Genomic DNA, 25,202 nt, shown 5'->3' on the forward strand with positions numbered 1-25,202 from the left:
AAACCCAAAATTAACTTTTCATGAGTGATTCAGCAAAAATACGACTAAAAATTAACGTATTTTTGCTTTTTCTTTGCTTGTCAAATCCTGTCCTTGTATTATAATTGGGAAGACTAGCACGTTCATATGAATGATATCCTTAAGGAGTGAAAGTTTCATGGCTTTAACAGCAGGAATCGTCGGCCTTCCAAACGTGGGTAAATCAACATTGTTTAATGCGATTACCCAAGCAGGGGCAGAGTCGGCAAACTATCCGTTTTGTACGATTGATCCGAATGTTGGCATTGTAGAAGTACCGGATGATCGTTTGAATAAATTAACAGAATTAGTAAAACCAAAGAAGACAATACCGACAGCATTCGAATTTACCGATATAGCGGGTATTGTTCAAGGCGCAAGTAAAGGAGAGGGTTTGGGTAACCAATTCTTATCCCATATCCGCCAAGTAGATGCAATTTGTCATGTTGTTCGTTGTTTTGTTGATGAAAACATTACACATGTATCTGGAAAAATTGATCCTATCGATGATATTGAGATCATCAACTTGGAACTGATTTTGGCAGATTTAGAGTCAGTTACAAAGCGTTTTCAACGTGTTGAGAAACTAGCACGTCAAAAAGATAAGGCAGCATTAGCAGAGTATGATGTGTTAATAAAGCTAAAAGACGGGTTAGAAAATGATCAATCAGTGCGTGCACTAGATTTCACCGATGATCAATGGAAAGTGGTTAAACAGCTCCACTTGTTAACTAGTAAACCAATTCTTTATGTAGCAAACGTGTCTGAAGATGAAATTGTTGATCCAGAAGGCAATGAGTATGTTCAAAAAGTAAAAGACTTTGCAGCAAATGAAAATGCAGAAGTAATCGTCGTTTGTGCAAAGATTGAATCAGAGATTGCAGAACTTGACCATGATGAGAAGGAAATGTTTTTGGAAGATCTCGGAATTACCGAATCGGGATTAGACCAGCTAATTAAAGCTTCTTATCAGTTGCTTGGCCTAGCAACATATTTTACAGCAGGAGAGCAGGAAGTTCGTGCGTGGACATTCCAAAAAGGAATTAAAGCACCACAAGCAGCAGGTATTATCCATACCGATTTTGAACGTGGATTCATTCGTGCTGAAACAGTATCCTATGATGATCTTGTTGATGCGGGTGCTATGGCACAGGCCAAGGAAAAAGGAAATGTTCGATTAGAAGGCAAAGAATATGTGGTAAAAGATGGCGATGTCATCCATTTTCGTTTTAACGTATAACAAAGGATCCCTCGAAAAGCTTGTTTTTTTAATGGTGATTTGGTATAATTCACTATTGTGAGTAATTAACTTAAAATTATTCCTTGCTCCTATGGAGAAAAGCGACGACTGATTCAAGGTGTCGTAGCTATTCTTAGAATAGGGGCCGCTAAGACCAAAAGGAGGTGTAACGAATGACAAAATACGAAATCATGTATATCATTCGCCCAGACATGGAAGATGATGCTCAAACAGCACTTATGGAGCGTTTCCACAAAATCTTAACAGATAATGGGGCGGAGATTGAAAAAGTTGATGAAAAAGGCAAAAAGCGCCTTGCATATGAAATCAAAGATTACCGTGATGGATATTATGTAGTTGTGAAATTCTCTAGTGATGAAGCTGCAATTAATGAGTTTGATCGTCTAGCTAAATTCTCAGATGATATAGTCCGTCATATGACAATTCGAGAAGAAGATCAATAATAAGGGGTGATTCTGATGTTAAATCGTGTCGTACTTGTTGGCAGATTAACGAAGGATCCTGATTTACGTTATACACCAAACGGAGTGGCAGTAGCCAATTTTACATTAGCTGTTAATCGACCTTTTTCCAATCAACAAGGAAACCGTGAAGCGGATTTTATTAACTGTGTTGTATGGCGCAGACCCGCTGAAAATCTTGCTAACTATATGAAAAAGGGTAGCTTGGTCGGTGTTGATGGACGTGTGCAAACGCGTAATTTTGAAGGACAAGATGGCAAAATGGTATATATGACAGAAATTGTGGCAGACAGCGTACAATTTTTGGAAACAAAAGGTTCCACGCAAGGTAATGGTCAAGGTTCATCAGGCAATCAACAGAACCAAAATCCGAATCAAAACCAAAACCAAAACCGAAATCAAAATAATTCAAATCAAAACCAAAACGAAGAGGATCCGTTTAAAAATAACGGTCAACCTATCGATATATCAGACGATGATTTACCATTCTAAAATGAAAAGGAGGGGTATTTGATGGCAGCTCGTCGCGGACGCGCAAAGCGTCGTAAAGTGTGCTATTTCACAGCAAACGGAATTACACACATCGATTACAAAGATGTTGATTTACTAAGACGTTTCATTTCTGAGCGTGGAAAAATTCTTCCTCGCCGTGTAACTGGAACTTCTGCTAAATATCAACGTAAACTTACAAAAGCAGTTAAACGTGCTCGTACAATGGCATTATTGCCTTTCGTAACAGAGTAATATAAAAAACCTTTCTTTCGTATTACAAACGAAAGAAAGGTTTTTTATGTACTTAGTTTGTTAACTTTAACAAACCTAGCTATTATAAAAGACTACCTAACACATTTGAAGAATACCCAATGATTCTGAATTTGTAATCATGATTCCAATAACGAATGAAAGAAGTATCGAGGAAAAAATTTGATACTTTTTTTTTGATGTTTTATTAAAATTCATTCATATTATGTTTTATTTGGCGGAAGCTAAACAAAATTAATAAAATGGGGGAACAATAATGGAACTTACACATAATCCAACGTTGTTATGGTTTGTCGCTGCCTATGGCATAATCATGGTTATCATGGGTATTTATTATTCAAAGAAAGTTTCTAGTAGCGAAGATTTTATCCTAGCAGGAAAAGGACTTGGAACGATTGTCTTAACCGGTACGCTACTTGCTACATGGACTGGTAGTGGAAGTATTTCAGGTGGCGAAACTTCGATGGCGTTTTCGTATGGAATTATCCCAGCTTTACTGATGATGATTCCAACATTAGTAGGTATCGGGATCTTATATTTGATTGCGCCTAAAATACGAGAATTTGGGAAATATACTGTTTCGGGTATTCTTGAGGAAAAGTATGGTTCAACAGCACGCATGATTGCAAGTGTTATTATTATCTTAGCCTTTGTGGGGATTGTCTCGTATCAGATGACAGGAATTGGTTTTATTTTAAACCTAACCACAGGAATGTCTGTTGAGACTGGAACTATTATCGGTTCAGTATTAATTATATTCCTAGCAACAATTGGAGGTTTAAAGTCTGTTGCTCCGACCGATGCATTGAGTGCGTTTTTGGCGATTGCGGCCTTATTTATAACTCTTCCAACAATCTTTGTGATTGCAGGAGGATGGGACGAAATAATAGCAAACGTACCAGCTGAACATTTGACAGTAACGAGTACACTGAGTAGTGTTCAATTGTTAGGTTTTTTGTTACCATCGTTGTTTTTACTTTTAGGTGACCAAAATATGTATCAACGGCTTGCATCGTCAAAAGGGGGCGAGTCGTCGAAAAAGGCACAAATCGGTTGGCTAATAGGGATGATTCTTATTTCACCTGCAATCTCGTTTATCGCCTTTGCGTCTAGTTCGATGTTTCCGGAAATCTCACCAGGAATGGCTCTAATGGCAACAACTGTTGTTATGCCAACAATTGTTGGTGGTATTTTACTTGCAGCTGCAACAGCATTCATCGTGACAACAGGTAATTCCTATTTATTATCGGCTGCAACTAATGTTACGTACGATATTGTCGGGAAATATATTAAGAAGGATGCAACAGATAAGCAGTTACTGATGATGACAAAAGTATTTATTATAGTATTAGGTTTGTTATCGTACATTTTGATAAGCTACTTCCCAACGGTTTTAGAAGTACAAATGTATGCGTATACCGTTTATGGCGCGGGGTTAACACCAGCACTATTGGCAGTTTTCTTCTGGAAACGCGTTAATTCGATTGGTGGTATTTCATCTATGATTGCAGGGGTTACAACTACATTGATTTGGGAAATTCTATTAGCAAAACCGTATGAGCTAAACAGTGTTATTGTGGCTCTTCCTGTAGCGGTTATTGTGTTGATCGTTGTAACGTTGATGACAACGAATGGTAAAGCACAAACAGCATAAAATTAAAGTAGTATTAACATTGAAAAGGGCTCTCCGTTAACGGAGAGCCTGTTAGTATATATAGCTCTGTGATTATCACAATTACGCATTTTAATAAGGAATGTGCTTTTTTGGTTTATATATAACAAAATGGTATAAGGGGGGTCTTATTGTCTATCAAACTTCGTTTATTAAAATCCCTTTTTCGATTTTAATAATCCGAGTCCCAATCTTTCTTGCTTCTTCATAATCATGAGTGACCATAATAATCGGTATACTCCACATGATGTGCAGACGGATTAATTCATCTTGACATTCAATACGTGTTTTTTCATCCAATGAAGAAAAAGGTTCATCTAGTAACAGAGCATCCGGTTTCATGGCTAGTGCTCGAATAAGTGCAACCCGTTGTTTTTCGCCACCCGATATTTGTCTCGGGTAGCTATCCATTAATGATCTAATTCCAACCACATCAATTAGATTTTCAACTAAGGCAGCATCTTGCATGCCATAGTTGATATTTTTTCCTACGGTCATATGTGGAAATAACGCATAGTCTTGGAATAAGTAGCCAATATTTCGTTTTTGAACTGGTATAGGCCTCTCATTCGCCTGGAAAAGTGATTTGTTATGTAACTTTATTGTTCCTGTATCTGGATGGGTTATTCCAGAAATACAATTTAATAGTGTTGTTTTCCCTGATCCAGATGGGCCAAACAAAACAACGATTTCATTGCCAACGTTAAATTGCATATCCAATGAGAAATTCTTCAGCTTTTTAATGATATCTACAGTAAGCATCGCGTAAACCCCCATTATTTTTCACTTGAAAACTTTAATATGTTGCGACCGCTCCACCAATTCAACCATAAAATTGCACTAAATCCTATGACGAGCATGCTGATCACCCAAAATAAAGCCTTGTCCGTATTGCCTGACTCCACGGCAAAGTAAATAGCAAGCGGAATCGTATCTGTTTTATTTGGGATATAGCCAGCGATCATTAAAGTTGCGCCAAATTCGCCAAGCGCCCTTGCAAAAGTTAAAACAAGTCCTGCTAACAGGCCAGGCCATGCAAGTGGAAAAGAGATTGTCCAGAAAACCCGCCATCTTGATGCACCCATTGTATATGCAGCGTTTTCAATGTTTGAGTCATAGGTTTGGAATGCGGCTGAAGCGCTCTGATACATTAATGGAAAAGAAACAACCGTTGCAGCAATTACTGCGCCAATCCATGTAAAGACAACCTGAAAGTCGAAAACTTGTAACAACAAACTCCCAATTGGTCCATTTTTTCCGAATAAATATAGTAAGCCGAAACCAACAACTGTAGGGGGTAATACTAGAGGAAGCATTAAGATTGATTCGATAATTCGTTTCCCGGGAAATTGGTTTCTTGCTAATAATCTAGCAAAAAGTATTCCAAAGACGAGTACGATGCACGTAGCAATGCTAGCTATTTTTAAAGATAAAATAAGTGGTGTATAGTTCATTGACATGCACCTCCATGCAGTTCGGTTACTTTAAAAACCATAATCTTCTAGAATGACTTGTGCTGAATCAGACTGAAGAAACGCTAGAAAGTCCTTTGCTGACTCTGGGTGTTCAGTAGTGGACATAACCGCAGCTGGATAAACGATCGGTGAATACAAGCTCGAATCGATTTCCGTAAGCGCTTGAACATTTTCAGCTCGGAAAAGGTCAGTACCATAGACAAATCCGACTTCTACGTTACCTGATTCCACGTAGGTAAGAACTTGACGAACGTCTTTTGCATAAACAAAATGATCCATAAGCTTATCCCATAGACCTAAATTGGTTAATGCTTCTTTAGCATAGCTTCCGGCTGGAACACTTTCAGGGTTGCCAATCGCAATTTGTCCAGTGGAATCTGGATTAATGTCCTTTATCGAGTGTATCTTTTTATTTGTATCTTTTTGCGCTACCAAAACCAGACTATTTTGCACAAAGTTCATGCGTGTATTAGGTGAAATGAGGTTATCATTCTCCAATACATCCATCCAGTATTGATCAGCTGATAAAAAAACATCAACAGGAGCGCCTTGCTGAATCTGTTGAGCTAGTTTACCAGAACTACTAAAGTTGAGTGTAGTGGTGACATTGGGGTATTTCGCTTCATACTCCTCACTGATCTTTTCAAGAGCGCCAGATAGGCTTGCAGCAGCAGAAATGAAAATTTCTTTTTCTCTTGTTTCAGATGATTCGCTACAGGCTACTAACATTGAAAAAAGAAACCAAATAGCTGCTAGTCGTTGTACCATGGTAGCCCCCCCTTTATACAGTTCGCTTTTTACGTTTCGGGTAAACCAGTATTGCTTTTAATAAAACAAATAGAGAATAAATAAAGAAAACCCACAGCATGCTATCATCCGTAGAAAATAATAAGGCTGTAATGGTATAAATTAAAAAAGGAATCGTTGTTGCGTAGGCTCCCATTTTCCATAGTAGCGGAAACCGAATTTTTCGATTGATGCCCTTAGCTATCCAAGTAAATAAATAAGCCACCCCAGACAATACTACAAATACGATTATGGTTAATGGGAGATAGTAAAACATAAAGAAAAATATAAGTAGAAATAAAAGTCCCATATCAGAACCTGGATCACTCGTCTCAGTTATTTGCTCTATAAGTGCAGGGATAGCAACGACTGCCATGATAATAAACATATACACAACCGTTATATCCATTCCAATGCGATTTAACTGAAATACAGCTTTTTTGCTTGGTAATTTCAAGCTATGTAAAAAGGCTTTAAGAAGTATCATAAGGTCTCATCCTTAACAAATTATTCACTTGCTTGTACCATTATAATAAAAATTAACAATAAAGTCGCTTCCTGGCCATAACAATTGGTGACAGTTTTAGTTCCAACAGATAATATTCGACAATTATTGCCCGGGAAATAATCGTCAATCATTACTTCTTTCAACAAATGGAACAAAAATCGTGTTATCATATTATAATGAGATTAAAAGAATCAAAGGATTTAAGTCATTAATGAGGTGTAAATATAGATGAATCAATCGAAAAAACTTACAGACGGGGCACTTCTTACTGCGATGTACATTGTGTTATTATTGATAACTGTTTTCGTCCCTCTAATTGAACTAGTTGCTATATTTTTATTGCCTGTTCCATTTATTGTTTTTGCGTATAGATACGACTGGAAGCCAACGCTCATTATGTTTGTTGCTTCTATTGTGCTATCTTCCATTTTTGCAACAATATTTTCTATACCGGTCACAGTCCTAATGGGACTAGGGGGATTAATGATTGGTAGTGGCATGCATAAAAAACTTACACCGTATGAAATATGGGCTCGAGGGACGCTCGGATTTGTCATTGGTTTACTAACTATATTCCTTACCAGTCAGCTTATGTTTAATGTTAATTGGGTAAATGAAATTAATACGATGATTGATGAATCCATGCAGATGAGTCAGAATCTGATGGAGCAGGTTGGTCTAAGTGGGGAAGAGGATCAGCTGGAAATGCTTGAACAACAGGTAAGTATGCTGAAAGATTTGATCCCTGTTGGAGTTGCATTAATTGCAATTGCGTTAGCGTTTATTAGCCAATGGTTTGGGTATAAAGTAATAAACAGATTAGATAAGAAGAAATTTTATTTTCCACCATTTAGAGATCTGCGGTTACCAGTATCACTTGTTTGGATATATTTTTTCGCCTTAATTTTTACCCTGTTCCAGTTTGACCCATCAAGTATTTTCTATAATGCCATTAATAATGTGCTTGTATTAGCCGGATTGCTAATGACGATACAAGGGTTTTCATTTATTTTTTTCTATGCTAATTACAAAAACAAGTCAAAAGCATTTCCGATTATTATTGTAATTGCGACGTTCCTTTTACCATTCCTTTTACTTTACCTGGTTCGTATTCTAGGTATAATAGATATAGGATTTCGACTACGTGATCGCATTTCAAAAGATAAGAAATAGTTAGGAATAAGGTGTAGGAGTTGAATTCCATGCCAGATATGCAAAACAAGCCAACACTGAGCAGACATTTATGGATAATTTATATTTTATCTTTCATTTTGCTTGGGTTTATTTGGTACTTTCAATGGATAATAGGTCTCGTCATGACGGTAGTTCTTGTTGGATCTTTTTATTATAGTATTCGAACGGAAAAAACGTTAATGAATGAGACAGAAGAATATATATCAACGCTTTCACACCGTGTACGAAAAGTGGGTGAGGAAGCGTTATTAGAAATGCCAATTGGAATTGTATTGTTTAATGACGATTATTTTATTGAGTGGGCTAACCCTTATATGAATCGGTTCGCAGCTGAAGATACATTAGTGGGAAAATCCTTAAATTTGTTGTCAGAAGAATTGATTCCTATGATAAAGGAACATAAAAACGAAATTTGGTTTCAAATAGATGGCTACGAATTTCAAACAGCGATTAAAAAAGAGGAACGGTTATTGTATCTTTTTGATCGAACAACGCAAACCGAAATTCAACAGCTTTATCATAATGAGCAAACAACACTTTCTATTATTTTCTTAGATAATTATGAAGAAATTACACAAAACTTGGATGATACGGTCAAAAGTCAGTTAAATTCAAAGGTTACATCTGTATTAAACAACTGGGCTCATGAAAATGGGATGTATTTGAAACGGACATCACAGGATCGATTTATTGCTGTGGGGACAAAAGAAATTTTACGCCAACTTGAAAAGTCAAAGTTTGATATCTTAGATGAGGTTCGGGAGCTAAACGCTGAACAGAATATTCCTGTAACGCTTAGTATTGGGATTGGGCTTGGGAGTGTTGACCTTCCTGCGCTTGGTGAATTGGCACAGTCAAGTCTTGATTTAGCATTAGGACGTGGTGGTGACCAAGTAGCAATTAAAGATGACACAGGAAAAGTTCGATTTTATGGCGGAAAAACAAATCCAATGGAAAAGCGTACGCGTGTTAGGGCTAGGGTTATCTCGCATGCTTTAAAACAGCTAGTGAAGGAAAGCGATAATGTTATCATTATGGGACACAAAGCGCCAGATATGGACTCTATAGGAGCGGCAATAGGAATTTTAAATATTGCGAAGACCAATGGTGTAGAAGGCTTTATAGTATTTGATCCTGAAGATGTCAGTACTGGTGTATATCGGTTAGTGGACGCGATCAAGGAAGAAGAAAGCCTATGGCAGCATTTCGTCGATCCTGAAGAGGCAGAGGATATTGTTTCAAGTCGTAGTTTGGTTGTAGTAGTAGATACCCATAAGCCAGCTCTTGTTTCGAATGAGCGTTTGTTAAACAAAACAGAATACAAGGTAGTAATTGATCACCATCGCCGGGCGGAGGAGTTCATTGAAAATCCAACATTGGTTTATATGGAACCATATGCATCGTCAACAGCTGAATTAGTTACCGAATTACTTGAATATCAACCGAAAAGTCTTAAATTGAAAATGTTAGAAGCAACAGCGCTTTTAGCAGGAATTATAGTAGATACCAAAAGCTTTACATTACGAACAGGCTCGCGTACATTTGATGCTGCTTCCTACTTACGTTCGAAGGGTGCAGATACAATATTAGTACAACAGTTTATGAAAGAAGATTTAGAGATCTATATAAAACGAAGCAAGCTGATAGAACGTGCAGAGGTTTACCGTGATTCCATTGCCATTTCAAAAGGCAAGCATGGGGAAGTGTATGGTGCTGTGTTAATTGCACAGGCTGCAGACACCCTGTTAACTATGAGTGGTATAAACGCATCATTTGTAATATCTGAGCGTAGTGATGGTAAAATTGGAATTAGTGCTAGGTCGCTTGGCGATGTCAACGTTCAAATTATTATGGAAAAGATGAACGGTGGAGGTCATTTGACCAACGCAGCCACTCAAATTGAAGACACTTCAATAGGTGATGCGGAGGCACTATTAAGAGATATACTTGAGGAGTATTTAGAAGGAGGAGACGTACGGTGAAAGTAATTTTTGTAAAAGATGTAAAAGGTAAAGGTAAAAAAGGTGAAGTGAAGAATGTCTCTGACGGATATGCGCGAAACTACTTATTAAAAAATAAATTAGCTGAAGAAGCAAACGCGGGAAATATGAAAGTATTAGAGGCTAAACAACGTAAAGAGGACCAAATAGAGCAGAAAGAAAAAGACGAAGCAATCGAGTTAAAAGATAAATTAGCCGATTTGACGGTCGAAATGAAGGCGAAGTCAGGTGACGCAGGTCGTTTATTCGGATCTATTACAAGTAAACAAATTGCCGAAGCATTAGAAAAAGAGCATGGCTTTAAAATCGATAAACGTAAAATAGAGCTTGACCAACCAATACGCGCACTAGGCTATACAACAGTGCCTGTTAAAATTCTTCCTGAAGTATCTGGTTCTATCAAAGTGCATGTAACTGAAAAAAAATAAGTAATAGTTTTTTAGGCTCCTTACCCTGATCTTTCATAACATTCAGGTGTGAGCCTTTCTTTTTGCACGTAAGGAAACTCCAGTATAAGCAAAACTTCGGCATTCGCTATTAAGGACGAGGCGAATGTCGAGTTTTTCTAAAAAAATACCTCTATGTGAGGGGGGATTAATATGAGTGACACATGGAATGATCGTACACCACCACATAATATAGAAGCAGAACAAGCGGTAATCGGAGCCATATTTTTAGAGCCTGAAGCATTTTCAAGTGCCTCTGAACTTTTGTTACCAGAAGATTTTTACCGGGCGAGTCATCAGCGGATTTATGAAACGATGATGAAGCTTTCTGATAAAGGTGAACCAATTGACTTAGTAACCGTAACCACCTCATTATCCAATGCTAAAACATTAGATGAGGTAGGGGGCGTCTCGTATTTAACTGATATAGCTGGAAGTGTACCGACTGCAGCGAACATCAGTTACTACAGTAAAATTGTAGAAGAAAAATCGGTGTTGCGTCGATTGATTCGTACAGCGACGGATATAGTGACAACAAGTTTTTCCAAAGAAGATGAGATAGAAGACGTTTTAAACGATGCGGAAAAAAATATTCTTGAAGTCTCCCACCGTAAAAATTCAGGAGCGTTTCAAGCAATTAAAGACGTTTTAATTGATGTTTACGATAATATTGAGAGCCTCCACCATCAAAGTGCAGATTTGACTGGTGTACCATCAGGTTTCCGTGACTTGGATCGGATAACATCTGGATTTCAACAAAACGATTTAATTATTATTGCGGCGCGACCTTCAGTTGGTAAAACTGCTTTCGCTTTAAATATTGCACAAAATGTTGCGATAAATACCGATGAAAACGTAGCAATCTTTAGTCTTGAGATGGGTGCAGACCAACTAGTTTCAAGGATGCTTTGTGCAGAAGGAAACATTGATGCACAACGACTGCGGACGGGAAATCTTGTGGCGGAAGACTGGAGTAAGCTGACCATGGCGATGGGGAGCTTGTCCAATGCAGGAATATATATTGACGACTCTCCTGGTATTCGTGTAAGTGAAATTCGTTCAAAATGTCGCCGTCTGAAGCAAGAGCATGGACTTGGTATGATTGTAATTGATTATCTGCAACTAATTCAAGGAAGTGCAAATTCACGTGATAATAGACAACAAGAAGTTTCCGAAATTTCTCGTTCATTAAAAGGACTAGCACGTGAACTGAATGTCCCTCTCATCGCATTATCACAGCTCTCCCGTGGTGTGGAGTCCCGCCAGGATAAGCGACCGATGATGTCTGACTTGCGTGAATCGGGAAGTATTGAGCAAGATGCGGATATCGTTGGCTTTTTATACCGTGATGATTACTATGACGCCGAGTCGGAAAAACAAAATATTATTGAAATCATTATTTCTAAACAACGTAACGGCCCAGTTGGAAATGTTGAATTAGCCTTTGTTAAAGAATACAACAAATTCGTTGACCTGGATCATCGTTATTCAGATAGCGATGTTCCACCAGCTTAGGCGAGGTGTGTCTCATTATATGAGGCGCACCTTTTTGTTTTGACTGTGGCCGTACGAAACTCTGTGCTAATGAGAGATTGTGTGCGATAATTAGGATAACGAGACCCCCCTCAAATTGTAACTAATACCCCAGCCAACCAGCTATTGTTTTTTACCGAACGTTAATGCAATCATTTACCCCAATGTTCGTATTTTAACTTGACTATTTCGTATACAATTGATAAAATTACGCTGTTACTTACTAAAATACAAATGATTATACAGTGGAGGTGCACGATGTCCTCAGTAGTTGTAGTTGGAACGCAGTGGGGAGATGAGGGAAAAGGTAAAATTACCGATTTTCTTTCTCAGAATGCAGAAGTTGTTGCAAGATACCAGGGTGGAAATAACGCTGGACATACAATCAAGTTTGATGGAGTTACGTACAAGTTGCATTTGATCCCTTCTGGAATATTCTTTTCAGATAAAATCTGTGTATTAGGGAACGGCATGGTTATTGACCCGAAAGCGTTTGTTGGAGAGCTTGCTTATCTTCATGAACGTAATGTTAATACAGATAATTTGCGAATTAGTAACAGGGCACACGTTATTTTGCCGTACCATTTAAAATTAGATATTCTACAAGAAGAAGAAAAGGGATTAAATAAAATAGGAACTACGAAAAAAGGTATCGGACCTGCTTATATGGATAAAGCAGCACGTGTTGGGATTCGTATTGCTGATCTTCTGGATAAGGAAACGTTCCGGGCAAAAGTAGAACAAAATGTAAATGAGAAAAATCGCTTGTTTGAAAAAGTATATGAAGTAGATCCAGTCAGCGTTGATGCAATTGTCGATGAGTATTATGAATATGGGCAACAGCTTGCTAAGTATGTTGTAGATACGTCTGTTGTATTAAATGATGCACTTGATGATGGCCGTCGTGTGTTGTTTGAAGGTGCACAAGGGGTTATGCTTGATATCGATCAAGGGACATACCCGTTTGTTACTTCTTCCAATCCAATTGCCGGTGGAGTCACAATCGGATCTGGTGTTGGCCCAACGAAAATCAATCATGTTGTCGGTGTATCAAAGGCTTATACTACTCGTGTTGGTGATGGACCATTTCCAACAGAGCTGCATGACGCGGTTGGGGATCAAATTCGCGAAGTTGGTAATGAATATGGAACGACTACAGGAAGACCTCGTCGTGTAGGCTGGTTCGATAGTGTTGTTGTCAGACATGCTAGACGTGTAAGTGGAATCACAGATTTATCACTTAACTCACTAGACGTGTTAACGGGAATTGAAACATTGAAGATATGTGTTTCCTACAAGTATAAAGGACAGGTGATGAATGAATTTCCTGCCAGTCTTAAAGTTTTAGCTGACTGTGAGCCAGTATACGAGGAAATGCCTGGTTGGACAGAAGATATTACTGGGGTAAAGAGTCTTCATGACTTGCCTGCGAATGCACGCCATTACTTGGAGCGTATTTCACAGTTAACAGAGATTCCTTTATCGATCTTCTCAGTAGGACCAGACAGAATGCAAACAAATGTAGTACGAAGTGTATATAGCTCGTGATGTGCATGAATCATTTATAAATGAATGATGAAAAAAGACCAACTCGCTAAAATGATGAGTTGGTCTTTTTCCTGTCTTACGCTTTTCTTTGTATAGAATAAGACATTTAGGCTAAAGTACGCTAAAATAGAGAATAAGAATGTCTTAAAAGGATGTGGCGAAAATGAGTCAAAAAATATTAGTAGTAGATGATGAACAGCCAATTGCAGATATATTAAAATTCAACCTAGAAAAAGAAGGGTATCAAGTGGTTTGTGCCTATGATGGAGATGAAGCGGTCGAGCTTGCTGAAATGGAAAAACCAGACTTGGTCCTATTAGATATTATGTTACCAAATAGAGATGGAAATGAAGTATGCCGAGAGATTCGCAAAACGCAGTCTATGCCAATCATTATGCTGACAGCAAAGGATTCCGAAATTGATAAGGTTTTGGGACTTGAGCTTGGTGCAGATGACTACGTGACAAAGCCATTTAGTAACCGTGAACTCGTTGCAAGGGTAAAGGCGAATCTTCGCCGTCAGCAAACAGTTCCAGATGATTCAGTGAAAACAACAAAGGACATTGTTATTGGTAGCCTGGTTATTCATCCAGACGCTTATGCTGTATCGCGTGATGGAGAACAAGTTGAATTAACGCATCGTGAATTTGAACTTCTTCATTACCTAGCAAGGCATATAGGTCAAGTTATGACCCGTGAACACCTACTTGAAACAGTGTGGGGCTATGATTATTTTGGAGATGTACGAACAGTCGACGTGACTGTTCGGCGATTACGTGAAAAAATTGAAGAAACTCCAAGCAATCCAACTTGGATTGTTACACGTAGAGGTGTTGGGTATTATTTACGAAATCCTGAACAGGAGTAGGTTTTTATGAAGAAAGTAGGCTTTTTTCGGTCCATACAATTAAAGTTCATTATAATCTTTATTTTACTTCTGCTTGTTGCGATTCAAGTAATTGGATCCTATTTTGTAGGTAACTTGGAGGAAAAGCTAAAAGGCAACTTCAAGAACTCGATTAATGATCGAATAGACTACTTAAGCCTTAATTTGGAACAAGCCTTTGCAAAAGAGCGTCTTGAAGGCGAGATAACCCTTGAGGAAGAAGTTCAGAGTATTGTAAGTGATGTTGACCCAGAAGATATAACCAGTTTGCAGGTTGTTAACTTACAAGGTCGTGTTTTAGGTACAAACGATATTTCTATTATGGATAATATTGGGGAAAAAACCACTGATAAAACGATTCAAAATGTTTTATTATACGGATCTATCAAAAACAATGTTTCTGTAGACCCGGAGTCAGGAAACAGAGTGTTTGTTCGAGCTGTTCCACTTAAAGATAGTAGTGGTGAGGTAGTAGGCGCGATATACGTCGAAGCTTCCATGAAGAGCGTCTATGATCAACTGGAGAACATCAATCAAATATTTCTTCAAGGATCGATTTTAGCAGTTACAGTATCTGCTTTAATTGGTGTACTGATCGCAAGAACAATTACCAAACCAATAAAGGAAATGCGGCGTCAAGCAAAAACGATGTCAAAGGGTGATTTTTCTCAAAAGGTAAAGGTATATAGTTCAGATGAGATTGGAAATCTAGCAGAAACATTTAACGATTTAAATGATAAATTGAGGTACTCCCAGGCAACTACTGAAGAAGAGCGCCGAAAGCTGAGCTCAGTTCTATCCAACATGTCTGATGGTGTAATTGCAACAAATCATAAGGGGGCTGTCACATTAATGAACGATGCAGCTGCTAAACTGATTGAAAGGGATCCAGATGACGTAAAGGGTGACTTTTTGTTAGATATTCTAAAATTAAGTGACAAGGTAACTGAGATTTCAGAATTACAGGATGCAGGATCAATGATTATAGATTTTAGTGAGGATGATGAAATTTTTCTTGTTCGGGCAAACTTTTCGGTTATTTCCGATGAGAATGAGGAAGTCACCGGATTTATTACTGTTATAAGTGATGTGACAGAACAAGAAAAAGCTGAACAAGAACGGCGTGAGTTTGTTTCCAATGTATCACATGAGCTCAGAACACCATTAACAACCATGCGCAGTTATATTGAAGCATTGACTGAGGGAGCATGGGAAGATAAGGAGATTGCTCCAAAATTTCTAAATGTTACTCAAAATGAAACAGAGCGAATGATTCGAATGGTAAATGACCTTCTGCAGCTTTCGAAAATGGATCACAAAGATTATGGCTTGCACAAAGAACGAACGGATTTCATCTCGTATTTTCATCGTATTATCGATCGTTTTGATATGAATGTTGATGAAAAAATTAAACTTATTCGAGATCTTCCCACTGGTAACTATTATGTTTATTTAGATCAAGATAAGATGACACAGGTTCTCGATAATATTATTTCAAATGCAGTAAAGTACTCACCGAATGGTGGAGCTATCCGTTTCAGGGTAGAGAAACAAAAGTACCAACTGGTTATAAGTATTCAAGATGATGGGCCAGGAATTGCTTATGAAAAATTGGATAAGATTTTTGAGCGATTCTATCGTGCAGATAAAGCGCGAAACCGTAAGCTAGGAGGGACTGGTTTAGGTCTTGCGATTGCAAAGGAACTAGTAGAGGCGCATCATGGAAAAATTTGGGCTAAGAGCAAAGAAGGTGAAGGGACAACCGTTCTCTTTACACTTCCGCTAATGAATCAGAAGCGGAGGAATATCTCATGAAATTAGAGTCGATAAAATCCTTTATACTAACCTTTTTAGTAGGAATTAGTTTACTGCTTACATTTGGTCTTTGGAGTTTTCAACCAAATGATGATTTTAATCCAGGTCAGGAATTTGCAAATGATGTGAATATCGGTGGTCAAGGAGAATTGGAAAAACGAGATCTTATTAAACCGAGCACAATTTTGTTTCATTCGAAGGACCAACATCATGGTTTTGCTGATCCCGTGAACCAGCAAACGTTATATGAAAAAATACGGTCGTGGTCTTTGTACGACTTTCAAGAAACGGGGGCAACCGATCAGCTGACTAATGGCAGAAAGATAGAGATTATTTTTCCAGTGGCTGTACCAATGGAGATCTTACCTAAGCTATTTAAATTTAATGATGTGAAATCGGTGGTATTGCCTAATTGGTCGTTTGATCGAATCATAATTACGTTCGATCAAGATACCTCTTCACTTAAATTACATTTTATGTCAGAGAATGATAGTCTGTTAGCAACAGCAACTGTAAACGATACAAGTAGCTATAATTTGTTATGGTCATTTAGTACAGAGAAAAATGCCTTAAATAAATTGATAGCCTTTGAAAAAGGGATACAACCTATATATATCCCGCTTGAAAGTGTTTCATTGTTAAAAGAACAGTTCACAGCTGCTCTTATTGAACCAAGTAAATTAGCAGATGCGTTATTTCGTGAGACCACGTTATTAAGTAAGGGAGTTAACAATTATAATGATGGTACACGTGTTATGAGAATCCTAAATAATGATCGGAGTATTGAGTTTGTTAATTCTGCGCACACCGAAAGTGAACGGGTTAATGTACAGGAATTATTGAATTCTAGTATTATGAATATAAATGATCATATGGGGTGGACAGACGACTATAGGCTCGTAAAGATTGTCCCTAAAATAAACATGGTTCGTTACCGGATGTATTATGAGGGCTACCCTACATTTAGTGATTCCAATTTAGCTATTATTGAACAGCAATGGGGGATGGATGGAAATCTATATAAATATCACCGATCATTATTAAATTTAAAAAGTGGTATTACGATTATATCAGAAGAAAACCTGAAATCCGGTGTTGAGGTGATTTCCTATTTGGAACGTGAATTTGCAGAGACATATGACCTTGGGGAAATACAGGATATTAAAATAGGCTATAAGTATACGCATAATGACAACTCATCTTATTCCATAACACTTGATCCAGCGTGGTTTGTAAAGATGAATGATAATTGGCAGCCTATTGATTTTGAGCGGGAAAAGGGGGGAGCGATAGATGCAGTGGAGTCAAATTAAAACATTATTTATCCTCTGCTTTCTTGTGCTTGATGTGTATTTACTCACTCAGTTTGTATTCAAGCAAGAAAAGGCTGATTATGAAGTATTAAGTCCTGAACAAGAATCAACGATTGAAGATAATCTTGCCGCAGACAATATAACAATTTCGCCGAAGCTTCCACAGGAAGAATTAAAAGATTCCTATATATCTGTTAAGCAACAGCTATTTAGTAAAGAAAATAGTGCCATGGTCAAAGCAGTCGAAGGTCATGAAACGGCTATTATCGATAATGAATTTATCATTTCTAGACTAAAAGACCCCGTTCCGATACAAAAGGATGCCTCAGATGAAGAGATAGTTGCATCAGTAAGAAGTAATCTAAAACTTATTTCTCCTGAAAGCTATGTATTTTGGGAATGGAATAAAGAGCTTAATGTATTAATTTTTTTCCAGGAAAAAAAGAACCGACCTATCTATTTCAATCAGAATGGTTTAGTTCTTGTTTTCTTAAATGATAAAAATGAAATAACCTTTTATACACAAACATTGCTAGGTGAGATAGTAAAACAGGAAAGTCAGGAATTATTAATGCAGGCTATCCAAGCTATTAGTGTTTTATATCAAAAAAGTGAGTTAAATACGGATGATGAAATTACACAGGTTGATATTAGTTACCATACAAGGATAACACTTGAAGATGGCCCACAGGTATTTGCACCTACATGGAAAGTATCCGTTAATAATGAACGAAACTATTTTATTAACGCCATTGAAGGATATATATTTTCAAGTGATGACGTCGGATTTTTAAAGGACTCGATTGAAAACATTATATCAAAAGTAAGTAAAATTGATGATAATCAGGAATTAGAAGAGTATTTGTTAAAACAGTTAAAGGAACGATTACAATCAATAAACCGGAGTGAATTGGAATGACTTTACGTTTTAGTGTATTAGCATCAGGCAGTACGGGGAATGCTTTTTATATAGAATCAGAAAAAGAGAAGCTTTTGGTCGATGCTGGATTAAGTGGAAAGCAATTGGATAAGCTTTTAAGTGAAGTGCGTGTTGATCCTGCAAATTTGACTGGTATATTAGTTACACACGAGCATAGTGATCATATAAAAGGTCTAGGAATTATCGCACGTAAATATAATTTACCTATCTATGCAAATGAAAAAACGTGGAAGGCAATGGAAGGATCGATTGGCAAGATTGCATTGGACCAGAAATTTCATTTTAATATGGAAGAGGTAAAAACCTTTAGTGACCTCGATATCGAATCATTTGGAGTTTCACATGATGCTGCTGAACCAATGTTTTATACCTTTCGTCATGACAACAAAAAAGTTGCATTGGTAACAGATCTTGGTTATGTGTCGGAACGTATTAAAAAAACAGTAGAAGATGCAGATGCCTATATATTCGAAGCAAATCATGACGTCGGAATGCTTCGTATGGGAAGATATCCATGGAATATTAAACGTCGCATACTTGGTGATTCTGGTCATGTATCGAATGAAGATTGTGCGTTAGCATTACATGATATTATTGGCAATCAAACAAAACGTATTTATTTAGCACATTTAAGTCAAGATAACAATATGAAAGACCTAGCCCGTATGTCGGTTAGCAATGTGTTAGAAGAGCGTGGCGTTGCAATCAATAAAACAATTAAAATCTTGGACACAGATCCGAAGAAAGCAACTGACTTGTATGAGGTTGTATAAGTAAGGCTTGGCGCCACGTGTGATGAAAGGGATGATAGGATGGATTATTACAGTAATCAATATCCACCACCAGATAGGAAACGAAAGAAAAGAAAAAACTGGCTTTTCCCTGTACTTATAGGTATTATCATCGGCGTCCTAGTCGTAGTTATTGCAATGCCATCATTATTAAAATCAAATGCTTTTCCGCAAGCATGGATGAATGATGATCAGTCTGAAGATGGGAATGTGAATCAAGAGTCTGGAAGCAGTTACGTCAATGTGGATGTGTCAACACAAATTACGGATGTTGTAGAAAAGGTTGCACCGGCTGTTGTTGGTGTAGTTAATATTCAACAACAGATGGACTTTTGGCAACAACAAGAGAGTCAAGCTGGTACTGGTTCTGGAGTCATTTATAAAAAGGAAGATGGTAATGGATTTATAATTACCAATCATCATGTTGTAAGTGGCGCTGATACTGTGGAAATTGTACTGTCTGATGACACACATATTGAAGCAGAGATACTAGGTAGTGATTTGTTCTCAGATTTAGCCGTGTTGCGTATTGATAGCAAACATGTAAAGCAAGTCATTCAAATGGGTTCATCAGATAATGTGAAAGTTGGAGAACCAGCAATTGCAATCGGAAACCCATTAGGTATGATGTTTTCTGGATCTGTCACACAAGGAGTCATCAGTGGAAAGCAACGGACAATCCCACAAGATTTTAATCAAGACGGTCGTGCTGACTGGCAAGCTGAGGTCCTTCAAACGGATGCAGCAATTAATCCTGGTAACAGTGGTGGTGCATTAATCAATATAAAAGGGCAACTCATTGGGATTAATTCGATGAAAATTAACGAAACGGCGGTTGAAGGAATTGGATTTGCGATTCCGATTGATATTGCAAGACCACTTGTGAATGAACTTGAAAAACAAGGGGAAATAACCCGACCATACTTAGGTGTTGAAATTTATTCCCTCGACGAAGTACCACAAACCGAGTGGGATAGCACGTTAAGCCTTCCAAAAGGAGTTAAAGGTGGCGTCTATGTCTGGAGCGTAGAGCGACTTTCACCGGCAGACAATGCAGGACTTGAACGATTGGATGTTATCACACATGTAGATGGTAAGGAAATCTTGAATATGATTGATTTACGCAAAATCCTTTATCAGAAAAAAGAGGTAGGCGATGATTTAAAAGTCACCTTCTACCGTGATAGTGAAAAACAAACGGCAACGATAAAGCTTGGACAACAACGTTAACATTGAATAAACCACTTCCATTTGGAGGTGGTTTTTATGTTGTCCAGCTAACCTTTAACTTGAATGTTGATAAGTTGAAATGATAAATCAGTATGAATGTTGATAAGCAGAATAACCGTGATGTCACGGTTAACCGTTAATTTTCCATGATAATCGAATTTTATTTTCAATAAGTGGTGGGTCGTTCACACCCGAACATTTGTGCATATGTGCATAAGTTTGTGGATAAGTTAAATTTTCTGAATTTAAAGCAGAAAAAGTGCGGTGCTTTAAATGCGCACCGCATTTTTAAAATTCATCATCGAAACTTCTGTCCCCGTACATGGTTCCAAAGTAAAAGTAATAAGACCAACATCACAATATCAAGTCTTGCTGCATAGAGGAATTGGAAGAATCCTTGATCTGTAAGAAAAGGCAGTTTGGTTAGTAAGATTGCTGCTAATATAATAATAATAAGTGGTAGTGAAGCTTCTTTTACATAAAATCTGCCAGCAATTAAGGCACCACACACAATTTCCGTAATGGCTACGACTAACAAAAATGTTTCTGGAAATGGCAAGTCTAAACTATTGAAATTTGTTTGGAAGTCATCGAATAATAGCTTTACGATTCCAGTAATGATAAACACATAACCAACCACGTAGCAAATCCATTTTGCCATTGGCATTTTCACCATGAACACCTCCCAGTGATTCTAATGTATATGCAAAGGGTAAGCAAACATTGCCAAGTACTTTTTTAGATTGTATCTAAGCACCTTCTTATTGCCATTCAACAGGATTACACTTATAATTTGCTGTATACATACATATTGAAAAGGAAGTGCAACACGTGATACAACGTTTTTTCTCCTATTACAAGCCGCATAGGCGATTATTTATGATAGATTTCGGTTGTGCAGTTATCGTTGCAATACTGGAACTAGCTTTTCCTGTAGCAGTTCAAAAATTTATTGATAGCTTAATCCCAACTAAAGACTGGGACTTAATTGTTCTCGTTAGTATTGGGCTATTATTTGTATACTTACTTAGTACATTTCTTCAATACGTTGTCACCTATTGGGGGCACAAGCTTGGGGTTAATATTGAAACGGACATGCGTCAGGATTTATTTAACCATGTCCAGAAGCAGTCGTTTCGATTTTTTGACAATACAAAAACCGGACATATTATGAGCCGAATCACAAATGACTTATTTGATATAGGCGAACTTGCTCATCATGGACCAGAAGACTTTTTCATTGCTATTATGACCTTTGTTGGGGCGTTCTGGATTATGTTCACGTACAACGCCAAACTTGCTTTAATTATTCTGTTTGTGGTACCTATTTTAGTTTGGTTAATCACTTTCAGTAACATCAAAATGAATGCAGCTTGGAAAAAGATGTACACAGACATAGCAGATGTGAATGCACGTGTGGAAGACGCTGTATCTGGTGTACGTGTTGTCCAGTCATTCACTAATGAAAAACATGAAATGGCCCGTTTCACAAAGGATAATTATAGCTTTCGTTCAGCTAAAATCAGCGCCTATAAAGTAATGGCATTTGTTCATTCGAATATTTATATGATGATGCGTTTAATCGTTCTGATTGTATTGGTCGTAGGTTCATGGCTAACCTTCAACAATGAAATTTCAGGTGGCGATCTTGTATTATTCATTTTATTTACAAACGTTCTTTTCAAACCAATTGAAAAAATTAGTGCGCTGCTTGAACTATATCCAAAAGGAATGGCCGGGTTTAAACGATTCACTGATTTGCTTGATATCAGTCCGGAGGTAGTTAATCGCAAGGGTGCTCGTAATGTTGACTCATTAAAAGGTGACATCAAGTTTGATGACGTGACATTCGGTTATGAAAAAACGCAGTCAGCTGTATTGAAAGATTTAAGCTTTTCTGTGGAGGCTGGAGAAACCATCGCATTTGTTGGTCCATCTGGTGCAGGGAAAACGACGATTTGTTCACTTATCCCGCGTTTTTACGATGTAAATGGTGGTGCAATCAGTATTGATGGAATTGATTTACGTGACATGACGAAGGAATCGCTCCGTCATCAAATCGGAATCGTGCAACAGGATGTGTTTTTATTTACCGGCACATTACGAGAAAATATCGCATACGGCAGACTTGATGCAACAAATGAAGAGATTGAAAAAGCAGCAAAAGATGCCCATATGGAAGAATTCATTACCGAACTTCCACATGGCTATGAAACACAAGTCGGAGAGCGTGGATTGAAGCTTTCGGGTGGACAGAAGCAGCGGATAGCTATCGCGCGGATGTTTTTAAAAAACCCACCGATTCTAATCCTGGATGAAGCAACATCAGCACTCGATACAGAAACTGAAATGATTATCCAGAAAGCATTAACCGAACTGGCAAAAGACCGCACAACCCTTGTTATCGCGCATCGCCTGGCGACCATCAAGAATGCCGATCGTATCATGGTTGTCACAAAAGAAGGTATAGCAGAACAGGGTAACCATGAAGAACTGATAAGGCGTGATGGCATTTTTGCTAACTTGCATAGAGTGCAGATGCGTTAATTTTCATAAGAAGGACCTAGCTAAATGTTGCTGGGTTCTTTTTTATGACTTATTGGTTTGGCGTAAATCATAAGTTTTAAGAGAAGGAACATACTCTACGCTTAGGGTCAAAAGAGCCCAAGGGGTGAATGTCATTGGTGAGGGGAAGAAATTATTTAACAAAAATTACGCAAAATTTTATAATAATTAGATATGGTTAATGTTAAAATGGTAGTAACTTTTTTTAAAATTATGAAGTCAAGTGTATTCGATTATGTAAACACAGGTATACCATAGGTTCCCTCTTGCAACGTGACGGAGGTCTGGGTCTGCGCTTCTAGCAAAAGGACTACGATGGTTGTTTTCTTTTCAAGCTGTTGAGGAATTTTCACAGTGTGTCAGCTCTGATAAGGAGGCAATTGTAATCAGCACACTTAAATTAGTTGAATCAATTCCGAGATTAGTGCATATGGATAGATTTATTAATGAATTAAAAAGGAAACCAGCGAAAGAAGGAGAAGGAATATTCGCACAATCTTTTCAGCCATCTAGGGAGACCTTGATTCAATGTGTTGTTTTTCGTGATGGTTAATCTAAAAACTAAAATTGATATGTTAGAAAAACAATTATACAAAATGCATCATCTTCAATTTGAATCCTTCATAGAATCAGAGTTAAATAATTTACAAAAAAGTATCCTTCAGGAAAGCTTATACAATTAAATTGCAATAGTTGAATGCATAGAAATACCTTATCTAAAAATGCTTGAAGGATAGTTAAGGGGTGGCATAATAAGATCACTATTTTATTATCCATTCCGCTGATGTTCATAACTACACTAATTGCAATAGGCATAATTAATATTTACTCAGATGCAAAAGGCTAATCGATAAGAATAAGGTACAAAACATGAAAGGAATGATTAAATGTTTTATATTATCGTTGGTATTTGTATTGTAATGGTCATTATTGTTTTATTGTTTTTAGATAAGTTTGCGGGTGCTTCTGATATGATGAGCGGTTTCACAAATAGTGGTTTTAAAAAACTCATGATTGGTCTGACTATAGCGTCAGTTTTATCGCTTGCATATGGGGTTTATGCGAAAATCACCTATCAACCACCATTTATTGACGTTAGTATAAATGGTAGTAGTTATACTGTTTTTGGAGATATTGGTGACATCGGTTATTATTCCGATGGATTAGTAACAGTAGATCAATCGACGGAAGTCAGTCTGGTTTCTTGGGAAGAGCTAAACCTGGGCGATGAGGCAGAGATACTTGTAACCTATCCATCTGGAAAAGAAATCAGTTGGACCCCAAGTGTGTCATCGATAGAAGGTATTTCTGTAAATGAAATTAAGAAGATCTACAAATTATCACCTTATACGTTTGAAGAAACCGGAAATGTTACATTAACCATTAAAGATAAATCAACCAGTCTTACAATCGATGTAAAACAACAGTAACTTAAAGTCTTTTCAACAATGGAAAGACATAATTGGTAATTGGTTGATGAAAGTTAAGGGAGAATCTTATATGAAAGACTTATGAAATGGATTAGATGATGAGAGGTAGCGGATACTTATGGATAATCATACTGCAATTACAATTAAGGAGTTAATATCTGATGAGGAGATTTTGAACGGCTTTACAGTAATGAAACAATTGAGAAATCACTTAAATGAAAATACGTATCTCGAGCTTGTGCGAGAGGCTAGAGAAAAAGATATGTACAGGTTGGTTGCTTTATATGAACATAACCGAATAGCGGCGGTTGTTGGCTTTAAACCGATGATCACTTTATACTATGGTCGCTTCGTTTGGGTATGTGATCTAGTAACAGATGAGAGTATGCGGTCAAATGGTTTTGGCGAAAAGCTTCTTACATATGTGCATGAATGGGCGAGAGAAAACAATTATCAAAGTGTAGCTCTATCGTCGGGCTTAAAACGCGCAGATGCGCATCGTTTTTATGAGGAGAAAATGAATTATAATAAGGTAAGCTATGTATTTAAAAAATCTGTAATAGAGTAA

At 37.5% G+C, this 25,202-nt stretch carries 25 protein-coding genes; 20 read left to right on the top strand and 5 right to left on the bottom strand.

Features of this window, described 5'->3' with window-relative positions; genetic code table 11:
• Nucleotides 1–157: 157 nt before the first annotated feature.
• From ychF to AC3G7N_RS08415, 5 genes are all read left to right on the top strand, one after another.
• A complete protein-coding gene (gene ychF / locus AC3G7N_RS08395) occupies nucleotides 158–1,258 on the top strand; it encodes a redox-regulated ATPase YchF (RefSeq protein WP_489421702.1) in 1,101 nt (366 codons plus the stop codon).
• Between the two features lie 173 nt (nucleotides 1,259–1,431).
• Nucleotides 1,432–1,722: a 30S ribosomal protein S6 gene (gene rpsF / locus AC3G7N_RS08400; RefSeq protein WP_489421703.1), complete on the top strand. Its 291-nt coding sequence runs from the start codon at nucleotides 1,432–1,434 to the stop codon at nucleotides 1,720–1,722.
• Between the two features lie 15 nt (nucleotides 1,723–1,737).
• Nucleotides 1,738–2,232: a single-stranded DNA-binding protein gene (gene ssb / locus AC3G7N_RS08405; RefSeq protein ID WP_489421704.1), complete on the top strand. Its 495-nt coding sequence runs from the start codon at nucleotides 1,738–1,740 to the stop codon at nucleotides 2,230–2,232.
• 21 nt (nucleotides 2,233–2,253) lie between these two features.
• Nucleotides 2,254–2,484 carry a 30S ribosomal protein S18 gene (rpsR, locus tag AC3G7N_RS08410; protein ID WP_404450723.1) on the top strand — a complete coding sequence of 77 codons (231 nt, stop codon included), beginning with the start codon at nucleotides 2,254–2,256 and terminating at the stop codon, nucleotides 2,482–2,484.
• Between the two features lie 274 nt (nucleotides 2,485–2,758).
• On the top strand, nucleotides 2,759–4,156 hold the full coding sequence (locus tag AC3G7N_RS08415; RefSeq protein ID WP_489421705.1) for a sodium:solute symporter family protein: 1,398 nt from the start codon (nucleotides 2,759–2,761) through the stop codon (nucleotides 4,154–4,156).
• Between the two features lie 156 nt (nucleotides 4,157–4,312).
• Here the strand turns inward: AC3G7N_RS08415 and AC3G7N_RS08420 are convergent, their stop codons facing one another.
• The 4 genes from AC3G7N_RS08420 to AC3G7N_RS08435 are packed head-to-tail and all read right to left on the bottom strand — an operon-like array spanning nucleotide 4,313 to nucleotide 6,922.
• Nucleotides 4,313–4,936 (bottom strand): ATP-binding cassette domain-containing protein, encoded by a 624-nt coding sequence (locus AC3G7N_RS08420; protein WP_489421706.1) that lies wholly within the window; start codon nucleotides 4,934–4,936, stop codon nucleotides 4,313–4,315.
• A 14-nt stretch (nucleotides 4,937–4,950) separates the two neighbouring features.
• Nucleotides 4,951–5,628: a molybdate ABC transporter permease subunit gene (gene modB, locus AC3G7N_RS08425; RefSeq protein ID WP_489421707.1), complete on the bottom strand. Its 678-nt coding sequence runs from the start codon at nucleotides 5,626–5,628 to the stop codon at nucleotides 4,951–4,953.
• Between the two features lie 30 nt (nucleotides 5,629–5,658).
• Complete coding sequence (gene modA, locus AC3G7N_RS08430; protein ID WP_489421708.1) at nucleotides 5,659–6,417, bottom strand: molybdate ABC transporter substrate-binding protein; 759 nt, start codon at nucleotides 6,415–6,417, stop codon at nucleotides 5,659–5,661.
• 13 nt (nucleotides 6,418–6,430) lie between these two features.
• Nucleotides 6,431–6,922: a hypothetical protein gene (locus AC3G7N_RS08435; protein ID WP_489421709.1), complete on the bottom strand. Its 492-nt coding sequence runs from the start codon at nucleotides 6,920–6,922 to the stop codon at nucleotides 6,431–6,433.
• 249 nt (nucleotides 6,923–7,171) lie between these two features.
• Here AC3G7N_RS08435 and AC3G7N_RS08440 point away from each other — a divergent pair, with 249 nt between their 5' ends.
• The 11 genes from AC3G7N_RS08440 to AC3G7N_RS08490 all read left to right on the top strand — a co-directional run bounded on the left by AC3G7N_RS08440 (nucleotide 7,172) and on the right by AC3G7N_RS08490 (nucleotide 20,639).
• Nucleotides 7,172–8,116: a YybS family protein gene (locus tag AC3G7N_RS08440; RefSeq protein ID WP_489421710.1), complete on the top strand. Its 945-nt coding sequence runs from the start codon at nucleotides 7,172–7,174 to the stop codon at nucleotides 8,114–8,116.
• Between the two features lie 29 nt (nucleotides 8,117–8,145).
• Nucleotides 8,146–10,119 carry a DHH family phosphoesterase gene (locus AC3G7N_RS08445; protein ID WP_489421711.1) on the top strand — a complete coding sequence of 658 codons (1,974 nt, stop codon included), beginning with the start codon at nucleotides 8,146–8,148 and terminating at the stop codon, nucleotides 10,117–10,119.
• Complete coding sequence (gene rplI / locus AC3G7N_RS08450; RefSeq protein WP_489421712.1) at nucleotides 10,116–10,565, top strand: 50S ribosomal protein L9; 450 nt, start codon at nucleotides 10,116–10,118, stop codon at nucleotides 10,563–10,565. The genes AC3G7N_RS08445 and rplI overlap by 4 nt, the downstream gene beginning before the upstream one ends.
• Nucleotides 10,566–10,736: 171 nt before the next feature.
• Nucleotides 10,737–12,098: a replicative DNA helicase gene (dnaB, locus tag AC3G7N_RS08455; RefSeq protein ID WP_489421713.1), complete on the top strand. Its 1,362-nt coding sequence runs from the start codon at nucleotides 10,737–10,739 to the stop codon at nucleotides 12,096–12,098.
• 276 nt (nucleotides 12,099–12,374) lie between these two features.
• On the top strand, nucleotides 12,375–13,664 hold the full coding sequence (locus AC3G7N_RS08460) for an adenylosuccinate synthase (protein WP_489421714.1): 1,290 nt from the start codon (nucleotides 12,375–12,377) through the stop codon (nucleotides 13,662–13,664).
• Nucleotides 13,665–13,827: 163 nt separating this feature from the next.
• A complete protein-coding gene (yycF, locus tag AC3G7N_RS08465; RefSeq protein WP_489421715.1) occupies nucleotides 13,828–14,532 on the top strand; it encodes a response regulator YycF in 705 nt (234 codons plus the stop codon).
• Nucleotides 14,533–14,538: 6 nt separating this feature from the next.
• Nucleotides 14,539–16,365, top strand: coding sequence for a cell wall metabolism sensor histidine kinase WalK (walK, locus tag AC3G7N_RS08470; RefSeq protein WP_489421716.1), 1,827 nt, complete (start codon nucleotides 14,539–14,541; stop codon nucleotides 16,363–16,365).
• Nucleotides 16,362–17,678 (top strand): YycH family regulatory protein, encoded by a 1,317-nt coding sequence (locus tag AC3G7N_RS08475; RefSeq protein ID WP_489421717.1) that lies wholly within the window; start codon nucleotides 16,362–16,364, stop codon nucleotides 17,676–17,678. The genes walK and AC3G7N_RS08475 overlap by 4 nt, the downstream gene beginning before the upstream one ends.
• Nucleotides 17,659–18,597 carry a two-component system regulatory protein YycI gene (locus tag AC3G7N_RS08480; RefSeq protein WP_489421718.1) on the top strand — a complete coding sequence of 313 codons (939 nt, stop codon included), beginning with the start codon at nucleotides 17,659–17,661 and terminating at the stop codon, nucleotides 18,595–18,597. Before AC3G7N_RS08475 ends, AC3G7N_RS08480 begins: the two co-directional genes overlap by 20 nt.
• Nucleotides 18,594–19,391 carry an MBL fold metallo-hydrolase gene (locus tag AC3G7N_RS08485; protein ID WP_489421719.1) on the top strand — a complete coding sequence of 266 codons (798 nt, stop codon included), beginning with the start codon at nucleotides 18,594–18,596 and terminating at the stop codon, nucleotides 19,389–19,391. Before AC3G7N_RS08480 ends, AC3G7N_RS08485 begins: the two co-directional genes overlap by 4 nt.
• 39 nt (nucleotides 19,392–19,430) lie before the next feature.
• Nucleotides 19,431–20,639: a S1C family serine protease gene (locus AC3G7N_RS08490; RefSeq protein ID WP_489421720.1), complete on the top strand. Its 1,209-nt coding sequence runs from the start codon at nucleotides 19,431–19,433 to the stop codon at nucleotides 20,637–20,639.
• Between the two features lie 298 nt (nucleotides 20,640–20,937).
• On the opposite strand, the gene AC3G7N_RS08495 is transcribed toward AC3G7N_RS08490, so the two are convergent.
• Nucleotides 20,938–21,315, bottom strand: a complete 378-nt coding sequence (locus AC3G7N_RS08495) for a DoxX family protein (protein ID WP_489421721.1) — start codon at nucleotides 21,313–21,315, stop codon at nucleotides 20,938–20,940.
• A gap of 155 nt (nucleotides 21,316–21,470) precedes the next feature.
• On the opposite strand from AC3G7N_RS08495, the gene AC3G7N_RS08500 reads away from it, so the two are divergent.
• The 4 genes from AC3G7N_RS08500 to AC3G7N_RS08515 all read left to right on the top strand — a co-directional run bounded on the left by AC3G7N_RS08500 (nucleotide 21,471) and on the right by AC3G7N_RS08515 (nucleotide 25,202).
• Nucleotides 21,471–23,186, top strand: coding sequence for an ABC transporter ATP-binding protein (locus AC3G7N_RS08500; RefSeq protein ID WP_489421722.1), 1,716 nt, complete (start codon nucleotides 21,471–21,473; stop codon nucleotides 23,184–23,186).
• Between the two features lie 337 nt (nucleotides 23,187–23,523).
• A complete protein-coding gene (locus tag AC3G7N_RS08505) occupies nucleotides 23,524–23,757 on the top strand; it encodes a hypothetical protein (RefSeq protein ID WP_489421723.1) in 234 nt (77 codons plus the stop codon).
• A gap of 334 nt (nucleotides 23,758–24,091) precedes the next feature.
• Nucleotides 24,092–24,634 carry a hypothetical protein gene (locus AC3G7N_RS08510; RefSeq protein WP_489421724.1) on the top strand — a complete coding sequence of 181 codons (543 nt, stop codon included), beginning with the start codon at nucleotides 24,092–24,094 and terminating at the stop codon, nucleotides 24,632–24,634.
• A 118-nt stretch (nucleotides 24,635–24,752) separates the two neighbouring features.
• Nucleotides 24,753–25,202 (top strand): GNAT family N-acetyltransferase, encoded by a 450-nt coding sequence (locus AC3G7N_RS08515; protein WP_489421725.1) that lies wholly within the window; start codon nucleotides 24,753–24,755, stop codon nucleotides 25,200–25,202.

The organism is Virgibacillus carmonensis (assembly GCF_057836705.1).